The 17171-nt window shown below is 65.0% G+C and carries 18 protein-coding genes; 10 read left to right on the top strand and 8 right to left on the bottom strand.

Going from position 1 to position 17171, the window contains the following annotated elements:
• Window positions 1-98 precede the first annotated feature (98 nt).
• The 6 genes from JQ627_RS26475 (at window position 99) to JQ627_RS26500 (ending at window position 6465) form a co-directional block, all read left to right on the top strand.
• Window positions 99-1028 (top strand): histone deacetylase family protein, encoded by a 930-nt coding sequence (locus tag JQ627_RS26475; RefSeq protein WP_212487016.1) that lies wholly within the window; start codon window positions 99-101, stop codon window positions 1026-1028.
• Window positions 1029-1101: 73 nt separating this feature from the next.
• A complete protein-coding gene (locus JQ627_RS26480) occupies window positions 1102-1353 on the top strand; it encodes an exodeoxyribonuclease VII small subunit (RefSeq protein WP_027516568.1) in 252 nt (83 codons plus the stop codon).
• 589 nt (window positions 1354-1942) lie between these two features.
• Window positions 1943-3871: a 1-deoxy-D-xylulose-5-phosphate synthase gene (dxs, locus tag JQ627_RS26485; protein ID WP_212487017.1), complete on the top strand. Its 1929-nt coding sequence runs from the start codon at window positions 1943-1945 to the stop codon at window positions 3869-3871.
• A 37-nt stretch (window positions 3872-3908) separates the two neighbouring features.
• The gene (locus tag JQ627_RS26490; protein WP_212487018.1) at window positions 3909-4463 is read left to right on the top strand and encodes a nucleoside 2-deoxyribosyltransferase; all 555 of its coding nucleotides are present in this window, start codon (window positions 3909-3911) and stop codon (window positions 4461-4463) included.
• Window positions 4464-4490: 27 nt separating this feature from the next.
• Window positions 4491-5225 (top strand): TlyA family RNA methyltransferase, encoded by a 735-nt coding sequence (locus JQ627_RS26495; RefSeq protein ID WP_212487019.1) that lies wholly within the window; start codon window positions 4491-4493, stop codon window positions 5223-5225.
• Window positions 5218-6465: a methyltransferase gene (locus JQ627_RS26500; protein WP_212487020.1), complete on the top strand. Its 1248-nt coding sequence runs from the start codon at window positions 5218-5220 to the stop codon at window positions 6463-6465. Before JQ627_RS26495 ends, JQ627_RS26500 begins: the two co-directional genes overlap by 8 nt.
• A 40-nt stretch (window positions 6466-6505) precedes the next feature.
• Here JQ627_RS26500 and JQ627_RS26505 read toward each other — a convergent pair whose 3' ends face one another.
• Genes JQ627_RS26505 through JQ627_RS26525 form a run of 5 tightly spaced genes read right to left on the bottom strand, consistent with a single transcriptional unit; the run spans window position 6506 to window position 11441 of the window.
• Window positions 6506-7357, bottom strand: coding sequence for an ABC transporter permease (locus JQ627_RS26505; protein WP_212487021.1), 852 nt, complete (start codon window positions 7355-7357; stop codon window positions 6506-6508).
• A 2-nt stretch (window positions 7358-7359) separates the two neighbouring features.
• The gene (locus JQ627_RS26510) at window positions 7360-8208 is read right to left on the bottom strand and encodes an ABC transporter ATP-binding protein (protein WP_212487022.1); all 849 of its coding nucleotides are present in this window, start codon (window positions 8206-8208) and stop codon (window positions 7360-7362) included.
• Window positions 8205-9251: an ABC transporter substrate-binding protein gene (locus JQ627_RS26515; RefSeq protein WP_212487023.1), complete on the bottom strand. Its 1047-nt coding sequence runs from the start codon at window positions 9249-9251 to the stop codon at window positions 8205-8207. The genes JQ627_RS26510 and JQ627_RS26515 overlap by 4 nt, the downstream gene beginning before the upstream one ends.
• A 37-nt stretch (window positions 9252-9288) precedes the next feature.
• Complete coding sequence (locus JQ627_RS26520) at window positions 9289-10509, bottom strand: CaiB/BaiF CoA-transferase family protein (RefSeq protein WP_212487024.1); 1221 nt, start codon at window positions 10507-10509, stop codon at window positions 9289-9291.
• A complete protein-coding gene (locus tag JQ627_RS26525) occupies window positions 10506-11441 on the bottom strand; it encodes a hydroxymethylglutaryl-CoA lyase (RefSeq protein ID WP_249143383.1) in 936 nt (311 codons plus the stop codon). Before JQ627_RS26525 ends, JQ627_RS26520 begins: the two co-directional genes overlap by 4 nt.
• A gap of 193 nt (window positions 11442-11634) precedes the next feature.
• Between JQ627_RS26525 and JQ627_RS26530 the strand changes: the two genes are divergently transcribed.
• Entirely contained in the window at window positions 11635-12441 is an 807-nt protein-coding gene (locus JQ627_RS26530) for a GntR family transcriptional regulator (protein ID WP_249143384.1), read from the top strand.
• A gap of 48 nt (window positions 12442-12489) precedes the next feature.
• Here the strand turns inward: JQ627_RS26530 and JQ627_RS26535 are convergent, their stop codons facing one another.
• On the bottom strand, window positions 12490-13089 hold the full coding sequence (locus JQ627_RS26535; protein ID WP_212487026.1) for a hypothetical protein: 600 nt from the start codon (window positions 13087-13089) through the stop codon (window positions 12490-12492).
• A gap of 170 nt (window positions 13090-13259) precedes the next feature.
• Between JQ627_RS26535 and JQ627_RS26540 the strand changes: the two genes are divergently transcribed.
• Window positions 13260-14318, top strand: a complete 1059-nt coding sequence (locus JQ627_RS26540; protein WP_212487027.1) for a class I SAM-dependent methyltransferase — start codon at window positions 13260-13262, stop codon at window positions 14316-14318.
• A 30-nt stretch (window positions 14319-14348) separates the two neighbouring features.
• Here JQ627_RS26540 and JQ627_RS26545 read toward each other — a convergent pair whose 3' ends face one another.
• Complete coding sequence (locus tag JQ627_RS26545; RefSeq protein ID WP_212487028.1) at window positions 14349-14732, bottom strand: VOC family protein; 384 nt, start codon at window positions 14730-14732, stop codon at window positions 14349-14351.
• A gap of 136 nt (window positions 14733-14868) precedes the next feature.
• On the opposite strand from JQ627_RS26545, the gene JQ627_RS26550 reads away from it, so the two are divergent.
• A complete protein-coding gene (locus JQ627_RS26550; protein ID WP_249143385.1) occupies window positions 14869-15510 on the top strand; it encodes a carboxymuconolactone decarboxylase family protein in 642 nt (213 codons plus the stop codon).
• 52 nt (window positions 15511-15562) lie between these two features.
• A complete protein-coding gene (locus JQ627_RS26555; RefSeq protein WP_212487030.1) occupies window positions 15563-16336 on the top strand; it encodes an enoyl-CoA hydratase/isomerase family protein in 774 nt (257 codons plus the stop codon).
• Window positions 16337-16368: 32 nt separating this feature from the next.
• Here JQ627_RS26555 and JQ627_RS26560 read toward each other — a convergent pair whose 3' ends face one another.
• Entirely contained in the window at window positions 16369-17001 is a 633-nt protein-coding gene (locus JQ627_RS26560; protein ID WP_212487031.1) for a hypothetical protein, read from the bottom strand.
• Window positions 17002-17171: the final 170 nt, after the last annotated feature.

Genomic DNA, 17171 nt, shown 5'->3' on the forward strand with positions numbered 1-17171 from the left:
CCATTCCCGCCCAAGCGCTTAGATTGCGTTTTGCATTGCGTTTTGGCTCCGGATGCGCCAAGCGACGTCAAGAGCCCGTTCCCTGTGAGGCCGACCTGATGAGCACGCTTCTCCTCTCCCACAAGGCCTGCCTCGACCACGTCACGCCGCCGGGACACCCTGAAAGGCCCGACCGCCTGCGGGCGGTGGAGGAAGCGCTGTCGCACGAGCGCTTCCAGTTCCTGGCGCGCGACTTGGCGCCGGAAGGCGATCTCGACCTCGTCACGCTCTGTCACAACGAGCATTACGTCACCGAGCTGCGCCACATCGCGCCGACCAGCGGTCAGGTCTATATCGACGGCGACACCTCGATGTCGCCCGGCACGTGGGAAGCGGTGATGCGCGGCGTCGGCGGCGCAGTGGCTGCGACCGAAGCGGTGATGAATGGCGAGCATCGCAATGCCTTCGTCGCGGTGCGCCCGCCCGGACATCACGCCGAGATCGGCAAGCCGATGGGCTTCTGCTTCTTCGACAATGTTGCGATCGCCGCGCGCCACGCACAGCGCAAATACGGCATCCAGCGTGCGGCCATCGTCGATTTCGACGTGCATCACGGTAACGGCACGCAGGACATCTTCTGGTCCGACCCGACCGTGATGTACTGCTCGACGCATCAGATGCCGTTGTTTCCGGGCACCGGCGCGAAGGGCGAGCGCGGCGACCACGACACCATCGTCAATGCGCCGCTCGCCTCCGAAGACGGTGGCCCCGAATTCCGATCCGCGTTCGAGAATTTGATCCTGCCACAGCTCGAAAAATTCAGCCCCGAGCTGCTCATCATCTCCGCGGGCTTCGATGCGCATTACCGCGATCCGCTGGCCTCGCTGAATCTGCGTGCGGAGGACTACAACTGGGTCACGCGCAAGCTGATGGACCTTGCCGACAAGACCGCGGAGGGCCGCATTGTTTCGGTGCTCGAGGGCGGCTATGACCTGCAAGGCTTGAAAGAATCTGTTACGGCGCATGTCGGCGCCCTGATGGGTGCCTGACGATACCGCCACATTAACCCCGCAAAACCCGCCTTCTCTGCAGGGAATGCGAAGCGGGCAATCGGAAACGGATATGGCCGAAAATACCCAAATCGACGTCTCCAGGCTCACCTTCGAACGCGCGATCGAGGAACTCGAAACGATCGTGAAGCGGCTCGAAGACGGCAAGGTGCCGCTCGAGGAATCCGTGACGATTTACGAGCGCGGCGAGGCTTTGAAGCGCCGGTGCGAGGAATTGCTGCGCCAGGCCGAGGCGCGCGTCGACAAGATCACCACCGATGCCAGTGGCCAGGCCACCGGCACGGCCCCCCTCGACGTCCAGTAAGGGCGGCGGTCAAAGCCGTCCGTCCCAAGCATCGGCCGTCTGCATTTTTTCATGATCGCACGCCGCTGGTTCCACGGACGGGGGTCCAATTGTGCGGCGTAAGCGTCGCGGAACTCCGGCGCGAAGGGCCTCCCGCCCTCCGAATCCGGCCAAAACGGCCTTGCTCACGCCCAAAATCCTGCCGAAGAACCGGATAAGGCTGGAACCCTTCCGCTGGCGCTACGGTTAACCACTCTGGCCCGCGGGTTGCACGTGTATGCCCGTAATCGGTCCAGCGGGTTGGCTTTGGCCCAAGCTTTGGTGTAAAGCTGCGCGGAGTGTGGCTTTTTGTAAGCCTTGCGTGGGCAGAGATTACCGACGACAAGCGCTTCAAACTGCTAGTGAAATTGGCTGGGACGGACGAAGCCGATCTAAGTGACAGGGATCACAGAGACTGAACCGGAGCGCACTTTAGCTCACCTAAGCTTGAAGACGGGGCTCTGCCCCATGCAGGTGGCTCCGACGGTTTAAGGACTCGCGCTGCGCCGATATTGTGCAAACCCATCGCGCACCGGAACGATCTTCCGGCGCTGACAAATTGGAAATCGCCGTGAACGCATACAGTAAGACGCCGCTTCTCGACACCATCCAAACGCCGGATGACCTGCGCAAGCTCAAGATCGAGCAGGTCCGCCAGGTCGCCGACGAGTTGCGGCAGGAGACCATCGATGCCGTCTCGGTGACCGGGGGTCACTTCGGCGCGGGCCTCGGCGTGGTCGAGCTCACCACCGCGATCCACTACGTCTTCGACACGCCGCGCGACCGGCTGATCTGGGACGTCGGCCATCAGGCCTATCCGCACAAGATCCTCACCGGCCGGCGCGACCGCATCCGCACGCTGCGGACCGGTGGCGGCCTGTCCGGCTTCACCAAGCGCAGCGAGAGCGATTACGATCCGTTCGGCGCGGCGCATTCCTCGACCTCGATTTCCGCCGGCCTCGGCATGGCCGTCGCGCGCGACCTCTCCGGCGGCAAGAACAACGTTATCGCCGTGATCGGTGACGGCGCGATGTCAGCCGGCATGGCCTACGAAGCCATGAACAACGCGGGCGCCATGAACTCGCGCCTGATCGTGATCCTCAACGACAACGACATGTCGATCGCGCCGCCGGTCGGCGCGATGAGCGCCTATCTGTCGCGCCTCTACTCCGGCAAGACCTATCGCACGCTGCGCGATGCGGCCAAGCAGATCAACAAGCGCCTGCCCAAGATCATCGCCAACCGCGCCAACCGCGTCGAGGAATATTCCCGCGGCTTCATGATGGACGGCGGCACGCTGTTCGAGGAGCTCGGCTTCTATTACGTCGGCCCGATCGACGGCCACAATCTCGACCATCTCCTGCCCGTGTTGAAGAACGTGCGCGACATGGAGACCGGCCCGATCCTGGTCCACGTCGTGACGCAGAAGGGCAAGGGCTATGGCCCGGCGGAAGCTTCCGCCGACAAGTACCACGCGGTCGTCAAGTTCGACGTCGCGACCGGAACCCAGGCCAAGGCCAAGCCGAATGCGCCGGCCTACCAGAACGTGTTCGGCCAGAGCCTCGTCAAGGAAGCGCAGAAGGACGAAAAGATCGTCGCCATCACCGCGGCGATGCCGTCCGGCACCGGCGTCGACATCTTCAACAAGGCTTTCCCGGACCGCACCTTTGACGTCGGTATCGCCGAACAGCACGCGGTGACCTTTGCCGCCGGTCTTGCGAGCGAAGGCTACAAGCCGTTCTGCGCGATCTACTCGACCTTCCTGCAGCGCGGCTACGATCAGATCGTGCATGACGTCGCGATCCAGAACCTACCCGTCCGCTTCGCCATCGACCGCGCCGGTCTCGTCGGCGCCGACGGCGCAACGCATGCCGGCTCGTTCGACAACGCCTATCTCGGCTGCCTGCCGAACATGGTGATCATGGCGGCGGCCGACGAAGCCGAGCTCGTGCACATGGTGGCGACCCAGGTCGCGATCGACGACCGTCCGAGCTCGCTGCGCTATCCCCGCGGCGAAGGCCGCGGCATCGAAATGCCCGAAATCGGCGTTCCGCTCGAGGTCGGCAAGGGCCGCATGATTCGCCAGGGCAGCAAGATCGCCTTGCTTTCCTTCGGTACACGCCTCGCCGAATGCGAGAAGGCGGCCGACGAGCTAGCCGCCCACGGCCTCTCCACCTCGATCGCCGATGCGCGCTTCATGAAGCCGCTCGACACCGAGCTGGTTCTCAAGCTCGCCCGCGACCACGAGATCCTGATCACGATCGAGGAAGGCTCGGTCGGCGGCTTCGGCTCGCATGTCGCGCAGTACCTGACCGATCAGGGCGCGCTCGACAGCGGCATGGTCAAGTTCCGCTCGATGGTGCTGCCCGACGTGTTCCAGGACCACGATACGCCGGCCGCGATGTACGGCCGCGCCGGTCTCGACGCCAAGGGCATCGTCGCCAAGGTGTTCGAGGCGCTGGGCAAGGACGTCAAGACCGAGACTGTCAAGCTCGCCTGACGGCGAGCTTCGACCTTCGCGAACCAGCGCGACCTTCATGAAAATCTATCTGGCAGGTCCCGACGTGTTCCTGCCGGATGCGGTCGAGATCGGGCGGCAAAAAGCTGCGATCTGCGGTCGCTACGGGCTCACCGGCCTCTATCCCCTCGACAACGCGATTAATCTCGCCGCGCCTGATGCCTCGCGGCAGATCTTTTGCGGCAACGAGGCGATGATGGACGAGGCCGCTGCCATCATCGCCAACCTCACGCCGTTCCGCGGCGCCGGCGCCGACCCCGGCACCGTCTACGAGCTCGGCTACATGGCCGGCCGCCGCAAGTTTTGCCTGGCCTATTCCAATGACGGCGCCGTCTATGCCGACCGCGTCGGCCGCTTCGTGGACGTGACCTCCGAGGACGGACGGCTGGTCGATGCACAGGGGCTGACGGTTGAGGATTTTGGCCTCGTCGACAACCTCATGATGATCCATGCGCTGGAGCTGCACGGTTGCCCGCTGGTGACGCCGGCGCAGATGCCGATCGACGTCTGGCACGATCTGGCCGCGTTCGAGGCTTGCGTCCGGATGGCGGCCGCGCGATTGATCGCTACATAGACGTTTCAGTCGTCTCTCGGAGATCCGATGCCCCCTGCCCGCAAGCGCGCGGATGTTCTGCTGGTCGAGCGCGGCCTGTTCGAGAGCCGGGCTCGGGCGCGCGCGGCCATCGAGGCCGGGCTCGTCACGGCCGACGACAAGCAGGTCGCAAAACCCTCGGAGACCATCGCCGAGAACGCGGTGATCCAGGCCGAGCCGGCGCATCCTTATGTCTCGCGCGGCGGCGTCAAGCTGGCCGGCGCGCTGGAGCGCTACCCTATCGAGATCGAAAACCATGTCTGCCTGGACGTCGGCGCCTCCACCGGCGGTTTCACCGAGGTGCTGCTGGCGAACGGGGCCAGCCTGGTGTTCGCCATCGATGTCGGCACCAGCCAGCTGCATCCCTCGCTGCGCGACCATCCCAAGATCGTGTCGATGGAGGAGACCGACATCCGCAGCTACGAAGGCAAGCGGCTGCCCGCGCGGCCCGACGTCGTCGTCATCGACGTCAGCTTCATCTCGCTCAAGACGGTGCTGCCCGTGGCGCTGTCGCTGGCCGCAGCCCCGATGAGCCTGCTGGCGCTGATCAAGCCGCAGTTCGAGGCGGACCGGAAGCACAACAAGAAGGGCATCATCCGCGACGCCGCCGTGCATCAGGAAATCTGCGACGACATCGCGGCCTTTGCCGCTTCGCTCGGCTGCACCGACATCGAGGTGTTCCCCTCCCCGATCACGGGCGGCGACGGCAACATCGAATTCTTCCTGGGCGCGCGCCGTGGTTGAGCGCGTGAGGATCGATCACGTCGGTCATCGCGGCGACGGCGTTTCGCTCGCTGCTGGCGATGCCGTCTATGTGCCCTACGCGCTTGGTGGCGAGACCGTCGAGGTCGACCACGTCGCGGGCAATCATCCCGACCGCCGCAAGCTGCTCGCGGTCGATGTCGCCAGCCCCGATCGCATCGAGCCGTTCTGTCCGCATTTCGGCATCTGCGGCGGCTGCGCGATCCAGCACTGGGCGCCCGCGCCCTACCACGCCTGGAAGCGCGGCATCGTGGTCGAGACGCTGGCGCAGGCCGGCATCGACTGCGAGGTGGCGCCGCTCGTCGATGCCCATGGTGCCGGACGCCGACGCGTCACGCTGCACGGCCGGTTCGGCACGCATGACGTCCTCAAGGTCGGCTTCTCGGCGGCGAGCTCGCACGACGTCATCCCGATCCATCGCTGCCCGATCCTCGATCCCGGGCTCGAGGGTGCGCTCGATGCCGCCTGGGCGCTTGCCGAACCGCTGATGTCCAAAATGGCGGTGACGAAGCCGCTGGACATCCAGGTCACCGCGACCGCCAACGGCCTCGATGTCGACGTGCGCGGCTCCGGCCCGCTGCCGACGCCGCTGGTCACGGCGCTCTCACGGGTCGCCGAGCAGCATCGGCTGGCGCGGCTGACGCGGCACGGCGAGCTGGTGCTGCAACGCCTGCCGCCGACGGTACGGATGGGCCGCGCCGAGGTGACACTGCCGCCGGGATCCTTCCTGCAAGCAACGGTCGCGGGCGAAGACACGCTGGCGTCTCTCGTCGCCGAGCGCGTCGGCAAGGCCAAGGAAGTCGCCGACCTCTTCTGCGGCGTCGGGCCGTTCGCGTTGAGACTCGCGGAGAAAGCGCGCATCACCGCCTGTGACAACGACGCCGGCGCCATCGCAGCGCTCGTGAAAGCCGCACGCGCACCGGGTCTGAAGCCGATCAAGGCAGAGCCGCGCGACCTGTTCCGTCGTCCCCTGGTGCCGCCGGAGCTGCGCGACTTCGACGCTGTCGTATTCGATCCCCCGCGCCAGGGCGCGCAGGCGCAGGCGCTGAAACTCGCTGCGAGCAAGATCCCCGTCGTGGTCGCGGTGTCGTGCAACGCCGCCACCTTCGCCCGCGACGCACGGCTCCTCATCGACGGTGGCTACAAGATCGAGACCGTGGTCCCGGTCGACCAGTTCCGTCACACGCCGCATGTGGAATTGGTGGCGCGGTTCAGCCGCTGACGCCGCACCGGCCGCCCACCGTCCGACTCTTTCCAGACTGCTATGCCGACGGCTCGAATTGCGGCTGCCATCGCAGCAGGTAGGACTGCAGCGAGCGCACCGCGATCGCCAGCAGGATTCCGACGAACATCATGACGAAGATGGCGACCATCATCTCGCTGGCGTTGGCATGCGCCTCGGCTTCGATGATGAGCTTGCCGATCCCGCGCTCGGCGCCGATGAACTCGCCGACGATGACGCCGATCAGCGCAAAAGACACCGCCGGCAACAGCGAAGCGAACACCCAGGCCAGTGCGGAAGGGATCACGACCGTGCGTAGCACGGTGAATTCGCTGGCGCCCAGCAGGCGGGCTGCGGCGATCTGGTCGCGGTCGACCGCACGCGTTCCCTCGAAGGTGTTGAAGAACACCACGAAGAACACGACGAGCCAGGCGGTGGCGATCTTGGAGAGATCGCCGAGGCCGAAGATCAGGATGACGAGCGGCACCAGCGCGATGCGCGGTATCGAGTTGAGCGCCACGACATAGGGCCCGAACACGCGGGCAAGGAAGTCCGAACGGCCGAGGACCAGGCCAGCCGCGATTCCGCTCGCTGACCCGAAGAGAAACCCCCACCAGGTGTTCTTCAGCGTGACGAGCGTGGCGAGCCACAAATTGTTGTCGTTGCCGTTGATGCAGGCGGCAAAGCCGGCGGAATCGGCAAAGCAGCCGAGCCGCAGGAAGCTCTGCCAGATCAACGACGGCTTGGCGACGAAATACGGATCGAGGATTTTCGGCACATAGGCCTTCGGCAACAGCGCCTTGCTCCATTCGAAGCCCCACTGCCAGACGACGAGAACCACCACGAGAATGGCCACTTGCCAGAACAGGACGGCGCTACGGCTGTTGGACATGGTCAGTCGGCCCTGGTGCGGCGGAATTCTTCGCCGAGGGAATGCCAGATGTGAGAGTAGAGGCGGCCGAATTCGGCAGTCTCGCGCACGGCCACGGGGTCGCGCGGCCGCGGGATGGCGACGTCGAAGTCTTCCCTGAGCCTCCCGGGCCGCGCCGAGAGCAGGATGATGCGGCTCGCCAGCGTCAAGGCCTCGCCGAGATCGTGGGTCACGAACAGCACGGTCTGCCGCTCGCGTTCCCAGATCTCCAGCAGCGTCTTGTGCATCTCAAGCTTGGTATGGGTGTCGAGCGCGCCGAACGGCTCGTCCATCAGCAGGATCTCGGGCTCCAGGATCAGCGTGCGCATCAAGGCGACGCGCTGGCGCATGCCGCCGGACAGCATGCGGGGAAAGCTCTGCGCAAAGCCGGAGAGCCCGGCCTTCTCGACGGCCGAAGCGACGCGCCCGGCGCGCTCGCTCCTTGGCAGCCCCGCGATCTCCAGCCCATAGCCGATGTTCTGCTCCACGGTTCGCCAGGGAAACAGCGTGTCGCGCTGGAAGACATAGCCGACCCTGGGGTTGACCTTGCCGGTCTCAACCGTGTCCTCATCGATCAGGATGCGTCCGCCCGAGCGCGGCAACAACCCCGCGACCATGTTGAGGATGGTGCTCTTGCCGCAGCCGGATGGACCGAGCAGCGCGACGAATTCACCCTGCTTGACCTCGAAGGAAACGTCATCGACCGCCACGAACTCGCGGCCGGACGCATTGAAGCGTTTGGCGAGACCGCGCACCGCGATGCGGGTGCGCGCCACCGCTCCCTCATCCTCGTCTCGCGCCAGCGCGAAGCCCGGACCTGGCGCGGCGATCATTTGTATTTCGCCCTGGCCGCCTGGAGGAAGCTCATGTCGACGACATCCTCGTATTTTGTCTCGGGAATATCCGTTCCCTTGCGGTGCCAGGGCTTGGCGCCGCGTTCGAACGAGGACTTGTCGATGACGCCGTCATAGGCCCAGGTCGACTTGTCGAAGCCGAGCTCGGCGCCGACCGCATCGGTGTCGATGCCCGAGAAATATTTCGGCGTGACCAGTGCCTGCACGTCCGCGAGCGGCGTCGCCTTCACGAAGGCCATCGCGCGGTGGATCGCGTTCACATAGGCCTGCACCATCGCCTTGTCCTGCTCGATCGTGTCCTGGAGCGTGTAGATCACGAGCACGGGCAGCGTCCCGCCGAAATCCTTTTCGAATACGCCGGGCTTGGAGGTGTCGTAGATCGTCCTGCCAAAGCCCTTCTTCTCGACCTCGACGATCCAGCTTGGCGGCGCCATGATGGCGTCGAACTGCTTGGTCTGCAGCGAGGGAAACATCGTGTTGGGCCCGCCGCCAGCGACCCAGTTCACCCTGTCGCCGAGCCCGCGCGTTTCGAACACATAGGTGCCGAACACCCAGGTGCCCGACCCGATCGCGGTGGCCGCGACGATCGGCTTGGCGCCGTCAGGCCGTTTGTAGCCCGCGAGCTTCTCGACCGAATTGATACCGCTGTCGTAAAGGTCCTGCCGGACCATGATGTTGGCGTAGGAGCACACCATCTCGGTCGCGAGCAGGATCTTGCAGGGCTTGCCGCGCGCACTGAGCTGGAGCGGATGGCTGGCATCGCCATGGGCGAACAGGGCCTGTCCCGCCGCCAATGTCTGCCGGCCGAACGTGCCGGCGTTACCGGTGACGAGCTTGGAGTCGAGACCTTCGTCCCTGAAGTACCCCTTCAGCTCGGCAATCATGCCGATGGCGTAGACCGGCGACACCGGCCCGAATGCGAGCGATACCTGCTTGGTCTCGGCGCGGAGCTGCCCGGGCAGCATCGATGCGCCGGCCAATGTGGAGCCCGCGATCAGCGCCTGGCGCCTGGTGATGTTCATGTGCTCCTCCCTGATTCTTGCTTGATCGATCCGTTCGTCAGGACGGCCCAGGCGCGATCCGGATCGTTCCTGCCTTTTGCAGTGCCTCGATCTCGCTCGACGAAACGCCGATCTCACCCAGGATCTCGCGCGTCTGCTCGCCGATCTGCGGCGGATCGTAGCGGTTGGGCAGGCGCCGGCCGTCCATGGAGATCGGCAACAGCGGCGTTCTTGCCTCACCGCCATCGGGCAGGTGAATGTCGGTCAGCCCGCCCGACTTGTTCAGATGCAGGTCGTCGAAGAGATCGCCGGGCTTGTTCACCGGCGCGTAGGGCAGATCGAGCTGCTCGAGGCGTGCCGCGAGATCGGCCTTGTCCCATTGCTTGAAGATCTTCGCGATCTCCGGGATCAGCCAGCCGCGATGGTCGACGCGGTCGTTGCTCGTCGCAAAACGCGGATCGGCAAGCCAGGATTCGCGATCGAAGGCGCGGCAGAACGCCACCCACTGCTCGTCGCCGACGATGGTGACGAACAGCTTCGAGCCGTCCCTGGTATCGAAGAGATCGTAGACCGGCCAGGGGCTGTCCTTGATCGAATAGGGGATCGAGGGCTGGCCGCTGACCACCTCGCACATCATGGCCTGCGCCATCAGAAACACGTTGTTCTCGTAGAGCGCGCTCTGGATGTAGCGGCCGCGGCCGGTGCGCTGCCGCTCGGCCAGCGCGGCCTGGATCGCAATCACGCCGAACATGCCGCCCATGATGTCGTTGACCGAGGCGCCGGCGCGCATCGGCCGGTCCGGCAGACCGGTCATGTAGGCAAGGCCGCCCATCATCTGCACGACCTCGTCGAGCGCGAGGCGGTTCTCGTATGGGCCCGGCAGATAGCCTTTGAGCGAGCAGTAGATCAGGCGTGGCGCAAATGCGGCAACCGTCTCGTAGTCGAGACCGACCCGCTTCAGCAGGCCGGGCCGGAAATTCTCGATCAGGACGTCGCTGTCCTCGATCAGCCGCCGCGCGATGTTCTGGCCTTCCGCGGTCGATGTATCCAGCGCGATGCTGCGCTTGTTGCGGCTGTAGGTGGCGAAAAAGCCGGCAGCGGGCCCCTTGAAATAGCGGGTGCGGTCGCCCTTGGGCGGCTCAACCTTGATCACGTCGGCGCCGAGATCGGCAAGGATCAAGCCACAGCTCGGCCCCATCACCATCTGGCTGAACTCGATGACGCGAAGGCCGGCCAGCGGACGCAGCTCCGCTGCCGTCTCGGGCGCGGCCGCCGTCATGCCGCCCTCCGCAGCACCTTGGGAATGCCGGCCTCGTGCAGGTGCCCGGTCAGATGTTTTGCCGGGATATGGCGCGCCAGAATCTCGCGCGTTTGCATCAGGCGATCGAGGTCGATGCCGGTGGAAAATCCCATGCGTTCCAGCATGAACACGAGATCCTCGGTGACGATGTTGCCGCGGGCGCCAGGAGCAAAGGGGCAGCCACCAAGTCCTGATACCGCGGCGTCGAAACGCCGGACCCCGGCATCGAGGCCGGCGACGGCATTGGCGAGGCCAGCACCGAGTGTGTCGTGCAGATGCAGCCGCAGCGTCATCTGCGATCCGACTTCGCGCCTGACGGCTTCGACGATCTGCCTGACCAGTTTCGGGGTGGCATAGCCGACGGTGTCGGCGAGCCCGATCTCGTCGGCACCGGCCTCGGCAAAGGCGCGCGCGACCCGGCACACGGCCGCTTCGCTCACCTCGCCTTCCAGCGAGCAGCCGAAGGAGGTGGCGATCGCGCCCATCAGGTGCGGCCGCCGGTCCGCCGGACTGGCGTCGATCGCGGCGCGGACTGCGCGAAACCCGTCGAGCTGCTCTTCAATCGAGCGGCGCACATTGGCGCGGTTATGCGTCTCGCTGGCGGAGATGACGAAATATATGGCGTCGACACCGGCGGCGATGGCGCGCTCGGCGCCCTTCACGTTCGGCACAAGTGCACCGATGGTCGCGGTCTTGTGCGCAAGTGCGTGCGCCATCACCGCATCGACGTCGGCAAATTGCGGCACGACCTTCGGCGGCACGAAGGATCCCGCGTCGATCTCGCGCACGCCGGCGGCGGCGATCATATCGACCAGCGCGCATTTGGCTTCGGTGGGAACGAACAAGTCCAGGTTTTGCAGCCCGTCGCGGGGGCCGACCTCGCAAATCAGGACATCCGGCGCCTGCGCCATCGAGCTCTCCCTGGCTTGATTGTATATTGTTGCATTAAAGAACAATCCGTGGAACAGTCTGTCAAGCTCAAAATCCGCGTGCACTGCAATGAAGGCTTCCGACAGTTCCCGACAGCCCGCCTCAAGCAGAGGCGGTTCCGAGCGCGCTGAGCACCTCGCCGGCCTGATCATGGCGTTCGCCCGGCGCGAAGGCATGAAGGCTGGCGATCGGTTGATCGAACAAAGGCTTGCTGATGCGCTCGATCTTTCACGCGCGCCGATCCGGCTCGGCCTCAAGGCTCTGGAAGCCGCAGGGCTCGCGCGCGGCGAGCCGCATCGCGGGTTCGTGCTCGCCAAGCATCCGACCAGCGGCGCAGCCCAGCCGGCGCTCGCAGCCGTCAGGCGCAGCGAACAGGTTTATACGTCCATCGCAGGCGACGTGCTCGCAAGCCGCCTGCCGGCTGACGTCACCGAGGCGGAGCTGATGCGCCGCTATGGCCTCAGCCGGGCCGAGCTGCAGCGGCTGCTTGACCGGATCGCCGCCGAGGGCTGGATTGCACGCCTGCCGGGTTATGGCTGGCGCTTCGCGGAGACGGTCTCGAGCCCCGAGGCTCAGGCCAAGGCCATGGCGTTTCGCGCGGTGATCGAGCCCGCGGCGATCGCGCAGCCCGGCTTTGCGCTGCCGCAGGAGGTGATTGCACGGTTGCGCGAGCGCCAGCTGCGCGTGTTCGAAGGCGAGCTCGAGAAGATGACGATCGGCGAGGTCTTTCATTCCGGTTGCGAATTCCATGAGGAGATCATCCGCGGCGCCGGCAATCCCTTCTTTCTTGAATCGCTCAGGCGCGTGAATTCGATCAGGCGCCTGTTCGCCTATCGCAGCTTCGCCGACCGCGACGGCATGCGGCGGCACGTGCGCGAGCATTTGCGCCTGCTCGAGGTTCTGGAAACGCGGCGTTACGCCGAAGCGGCGGAGCTGATGGCGAAGCACCTGCAACGCCCGCTGGTGGCGGGCTTGTCGTAGGCCGACGCCGCCGCGGTCAAGTGGGCGGTGAAAGCGACGCGTGAACGCTCAACGCCGCAAGCCGCCCAACGCCGGCGACTCGCCGGGCAGCATTGACGAATTGATATCGCTGTCCATGCGTCCCGATTGCTGCTGGGTGAAACCGGCGCCGAACGACAGGCTGAGGTTGGAGGTCGGCTTGAACTCGACACCGGCGAACGCGCCGTAACCGGGCGAGGCGCCGGAGGTGAGCGGCGCAAGCGAGCTGCCGATGCCGTCGCCGTATTTCTGCGCGTTGAAGCCGGCAAAGAACGTGACGGGCATGCCGCCCGCGGTCTTGGTGTTGTAGCCGAACTGCGTGCTGTCATAGGACAGCGCGCTGAAATTGCCGGCAAGACCGGTCTGGCCGAGGCCGCTCCAATTCAGATTGCCGCGCTGATTGCCGATGAAGAAGCCGTTGGTAAAATTGGTGCGCGCTGCATCGCCGGCATTGAAGCTCGGGAAATTGCCGTAAGCGTCGGAGGTCCGGCTTGCATCGCCGGCGAAGCCGAAAGGTCCGCCAGGGATCCAATATTGCAAGGGCGCGACTTGCGCATGAGCCGGTGCTCCGCCGAGGCAGAGCACGACAAGAAGAGGTGCAAGACCGCAAGAACGTGCAAGGATGGGCATTCGGAAACCGTCAAAAAGGTCACAAATCATACCCTCAGGACGCCGCGAATGCCAGCCGACCGATACCGGCGATCACGCCATCCGGTTCCCCGATCACCTCTTCCTGACGCGTTGAACCTCCCCCGTGCCGGCTTGACCCACATTGGGGGCACCTCAGCATGGAGGCTGTCATGGAGGTCAATTCCGACAGGTTGAATGCCTTTATGGGCAAAATGATCACCGAGGTCGGGGCCGCGATGAACGCATCGCTGGTCCTGCTGGGCGACAAGCTCGGCCTCTACCGCGCCCTCGCCGCCAAGGGACCCATGAACTCTGCCGAACTCGCAAGCGCCACCGGAACGAACGAACGCTACGTCCGCGAGTGGTTGGCGAGCCAGGCGGCTTCTGGTTACGTCGAATACGACTCCCCTTCCGGCAAGTTCTCGATGCTGCCGGAGCAGGCGCTGGCGCTTGCCGATGACGACAGCCCGGTCTTCCTCGGCGCGGTCGGCAACGTCATTGCCGCGGCGTTCCTCGACGAGCCGAAAATTACGGACGCATTCAAGTCCGGCAAGGGCGTCGGCTGGAATCGTCGCAGCGAGTGCCTGTTCTGCGGTACGGCCCGCTTCTTCCGCACCGGCTACATGCATCATCTGGTGCAGGAGTGGCTGCCCGCGCTCGACGGCGTCGTGGACAAGCTGAAGCGCGGCGCCAAGGTCGCCGATGTCGGTTGCGGACATGGCGTCTCGACCCGGCTGATGGCGGAGGCCTTCCCGAACTCCCGCTTCTACGGCTTCGACTATCACGAGGGCTCGATCGAGGCTGCACGGAAGGCGGCAACCGAGGCGAAGCTCGGTGATCGCGTCAGTTTCGCGGTTCACTCGGCGAAAACCTATCCGGCCGAGGGCTACGATCTCGTCTGCTTCTTCGATTGCCTGCACGACATGGGCGATCCCGTTGGCGCCATCAGCCACGTGCGCGAGACCATGGCGAAGGACGGCACCTGCATGCTGGTCGAGCCGTTCGCGAACGACCGCCTCGAAGACAATCTCAACCCGGTCGGGCGCGTCTACTATGCGGCATCCACCATGATCTGCACGCCGGCCTCGCTCGATCAGGAGGTGGGCCTCGCGCTGGGCGCTCAAGCCGGCGAGGCAAGGCTTCGCAAGGTCGCCAGCGAAGGCGGCCTGTCGCGCTTCCGCCGCGCCGCCGAAACACCCTTCAACCTGATCCTGGAGGCCCGGATCTGATCCAACGGCGGACGCGCGCGGCCGGCGATGTCAGGCCGCGTCGTCCGTTCCCATACCGAACGTGAGCTGATTGCCGTCGGCATCGACGACGTCGAAATCGCGCATACCATAGTCGCGGTCCTCCGGCCGGTTGAGCAGCCTGGCGCCGCGTCCCGACAGTTCGGCATAGATCTGATCGACGTCACTGACGAAGATGCAGATGCCGCCGTGCCCGGGCAACCGCTTGGTTACCGCCGCCGCAAGCAGATGCAGGCCGACCTCGTCACGGCAGAGGCAGGCGTAGGATGGAGGCTGACCGTATTCGAAGGTGACGTCGAAGCCGAGCACATCGCGGTAATAGGCGAGGCTGGCTGTGATGTCGGACACGACGAAGACGGTGGCTGAGCCGGCCATCATCGGGTGTTCGTCGGTCATTGGTCCCTCTCCTTCGCGCAAGCAATCTGCTGCACGCAGTCTAGCATGCATTCCGGAGGTCTTGCACGGCGCCCTCCGCACCGTAAGCTGTCACCCGAACAAGGCGGCGCGAGTCCGCCGGAATGGGAGGATGACGATGAAATATCATGGCCTGGCGCTGGCCGCGCTGTTCGCTGTGACGATCGCGGGAGACGGCCGCGCCGCCGAGCCGACCCGCTTCGTACCGCTGAAGCCGGACGAGCTCACACCGCCACAGAAGGAATGGGCGGACGCGATCGCGGTGCCCCCGCGCAACGCCAAATTCACCAACCCGCCCTATCGCGCCTATGTCCGCAATCCGGAGCTTGCACCAAAGCTCTCGGCGATGTCGGATTATCTGCGCTGGAATTCGTCGCTGCCGGCGCGCCTCAGCGAATTCGCCATCCTGATCACCGCGCGGCAATGGACAGCGCAGTACGAATGGTTCGCGCATTATCCGCTCGCGATGAAAGCCGGGCTCGATCCGCAAGTCGCCAAGGACGTCGCAAACGGCGTGCGGCCGCAGGCGATGAAGGATGACGAAGCTGCGCTCTATGATCTCGCGATGGCGCTGTACCGCGACAAGAAGGTGTCGGACGACGTCTACCGCGCGGCACAGCAGAAATTCGGCGAGCGCGGCATCATGGATATTATTGGCCTGATCGGCTATTACGACCTGGTCTCGATGACCTTGATCACAATGCAGGCGGAGGCGCCGAACGACAGCGTGCCGCCGTTGCCGCCGCTCGCCGCGAAATAGCCGCGTCACCACCGCGGTCGACGCCGCACACCCCTAAAGCAGGGAGAACCCGGTGACACCTGACGACCCCGTCGCCTACGAATGCGTCGGCGACATCGCCCGCATCACGCTGCGCCGCCCGCCCGTCAATGCGCTGAGCCTCGAGGTCATCCGTGCGGTGGTCGCGGCCCTGCGTCGCGCAGCGAACGATACGGATGCGCGCGTTGTGGTGCTGGCGAGCGCAATTCCAAAACGCTTTTCGGCGGGCCTCGACCTCGACATCCTGCTTGGCAAATCCGGAGCGCAGATCCGCGAATTCCTCCAGGCACTCTATATCGACCTCTACGACGCCCAGTACGGCCTCGGAAAACCGTCGATTGCCTCAGTCGGCGGCGCAGCGCGGGGCGGCGGCATGACCATGGCGGTGTCCTGCGACGTGGTGCTGGCGGCCGAGAGCGCGACGTTCGGCTATCCCGAGATCGACGTCGGCGTCATCCCCGCGATTCACTATGCGCATCTGCCGCGCATCGTGGGACGTCACCGCGCTTTCGAGCTGCTGTTCACCGGCCGCGTCTTCAGCGCCGCGGAGGCGCGCGAGCTCGGCGTGGTGAACCGCGTCGTCGGCGATGCCGAGCTCGACGCTGAGGTGCTGAAGCTTGCGACGCAGTTCGCCAGCAAGTCGGCCGCCGTGCTGCGGATGGGCCGCGCCGCATTCATGCGGCAGATCGATCTCGACTATCGGCGCAGCATCGCAAGTGCAGTGGACGATTTCTGCAACGTCGCGACGTCGGACGAGGCGCAGGAGGGGTTGAGGGCATTCGTCGAGAAACGGGCGCCGAAATGGTAAGGGGCAGCAGCCCGCCCAGGGAGGGCTGAAGTTCAGGCCGTCACGTCTACCGAGGAGGACGAATCCGCCGGTGGATATTTGGTCACGGGCACCATGAAGGATTTGGTGCCGACCTGATAGATGACCTTGCCGTTCTGGCCGTCGTCGGTGGAGATCTGCGACTGCCCGAACATGATGACGTTCTTGTAGACGTAGCCGGTGCCCTGGCGGGTGATACCGTCGGTGGTGACGCTGACAGTCGCCTCTTTGCCGTCAATGGCCAGCACGCGAAAGCTCGCGCTCTTGCCGTTGTCGGCAGAATAGCCTCCCCAGCTTCCCATGAGGTTGCTGTCGGAACCTGGGGGCGCCTGCTTCTGGAGAGTGGCGGTCGCCTCGCCGCCGCCGGCGGAGAACACGAGCGCGAGATTCTTGCCATCCTTGGTGCCGACGGTGACGGTGCCGTAGGTGATGGTTGCACCATTGACCTCGCCGAAACCGCGCTCGGTGCGCCCGTTATGGGTGTACTCGATCTGGGCCCGGGCCCCGCGGATGTTCACGACCTTGAAGCCGACTTCCTGGTTGTTGCCTGCCCAATTGCCCTTCCAGTCACCAACCAGAGCGCTCTGGTGATACATCCGCTCGTTGGCGGGCGAGATCTGGTTGGTGCTCGACGAGATGACGGCCATGGGATTGCTCGGCGGATTTGTCTGACGGACCGCTCTTGCTCGCACGCCGGACAGCAGCGCGAAGTAACTACCGGGAAGCAAACAGAAACAATTCGATTAGGCCCCGGCGCTGGTTAAAGAGTGGTTAAATTCAACCGTCAGGCGAGATGGGCAATTGGTCTCATTCGGGG

Origin of the sequence: Bradyrhizobium liaoningense, assembly GCF_018130785.1 — a bacterium.
In the GTDB taxonomy this organism is placed as follows: domain Bacteria; phylum Pseudomonadota; class Alphaproteobacteria; order Rhizobiales; family Xanthobacteraceae; genus Bradyrhizobium; species Bradyrhizobium liaoningense_A.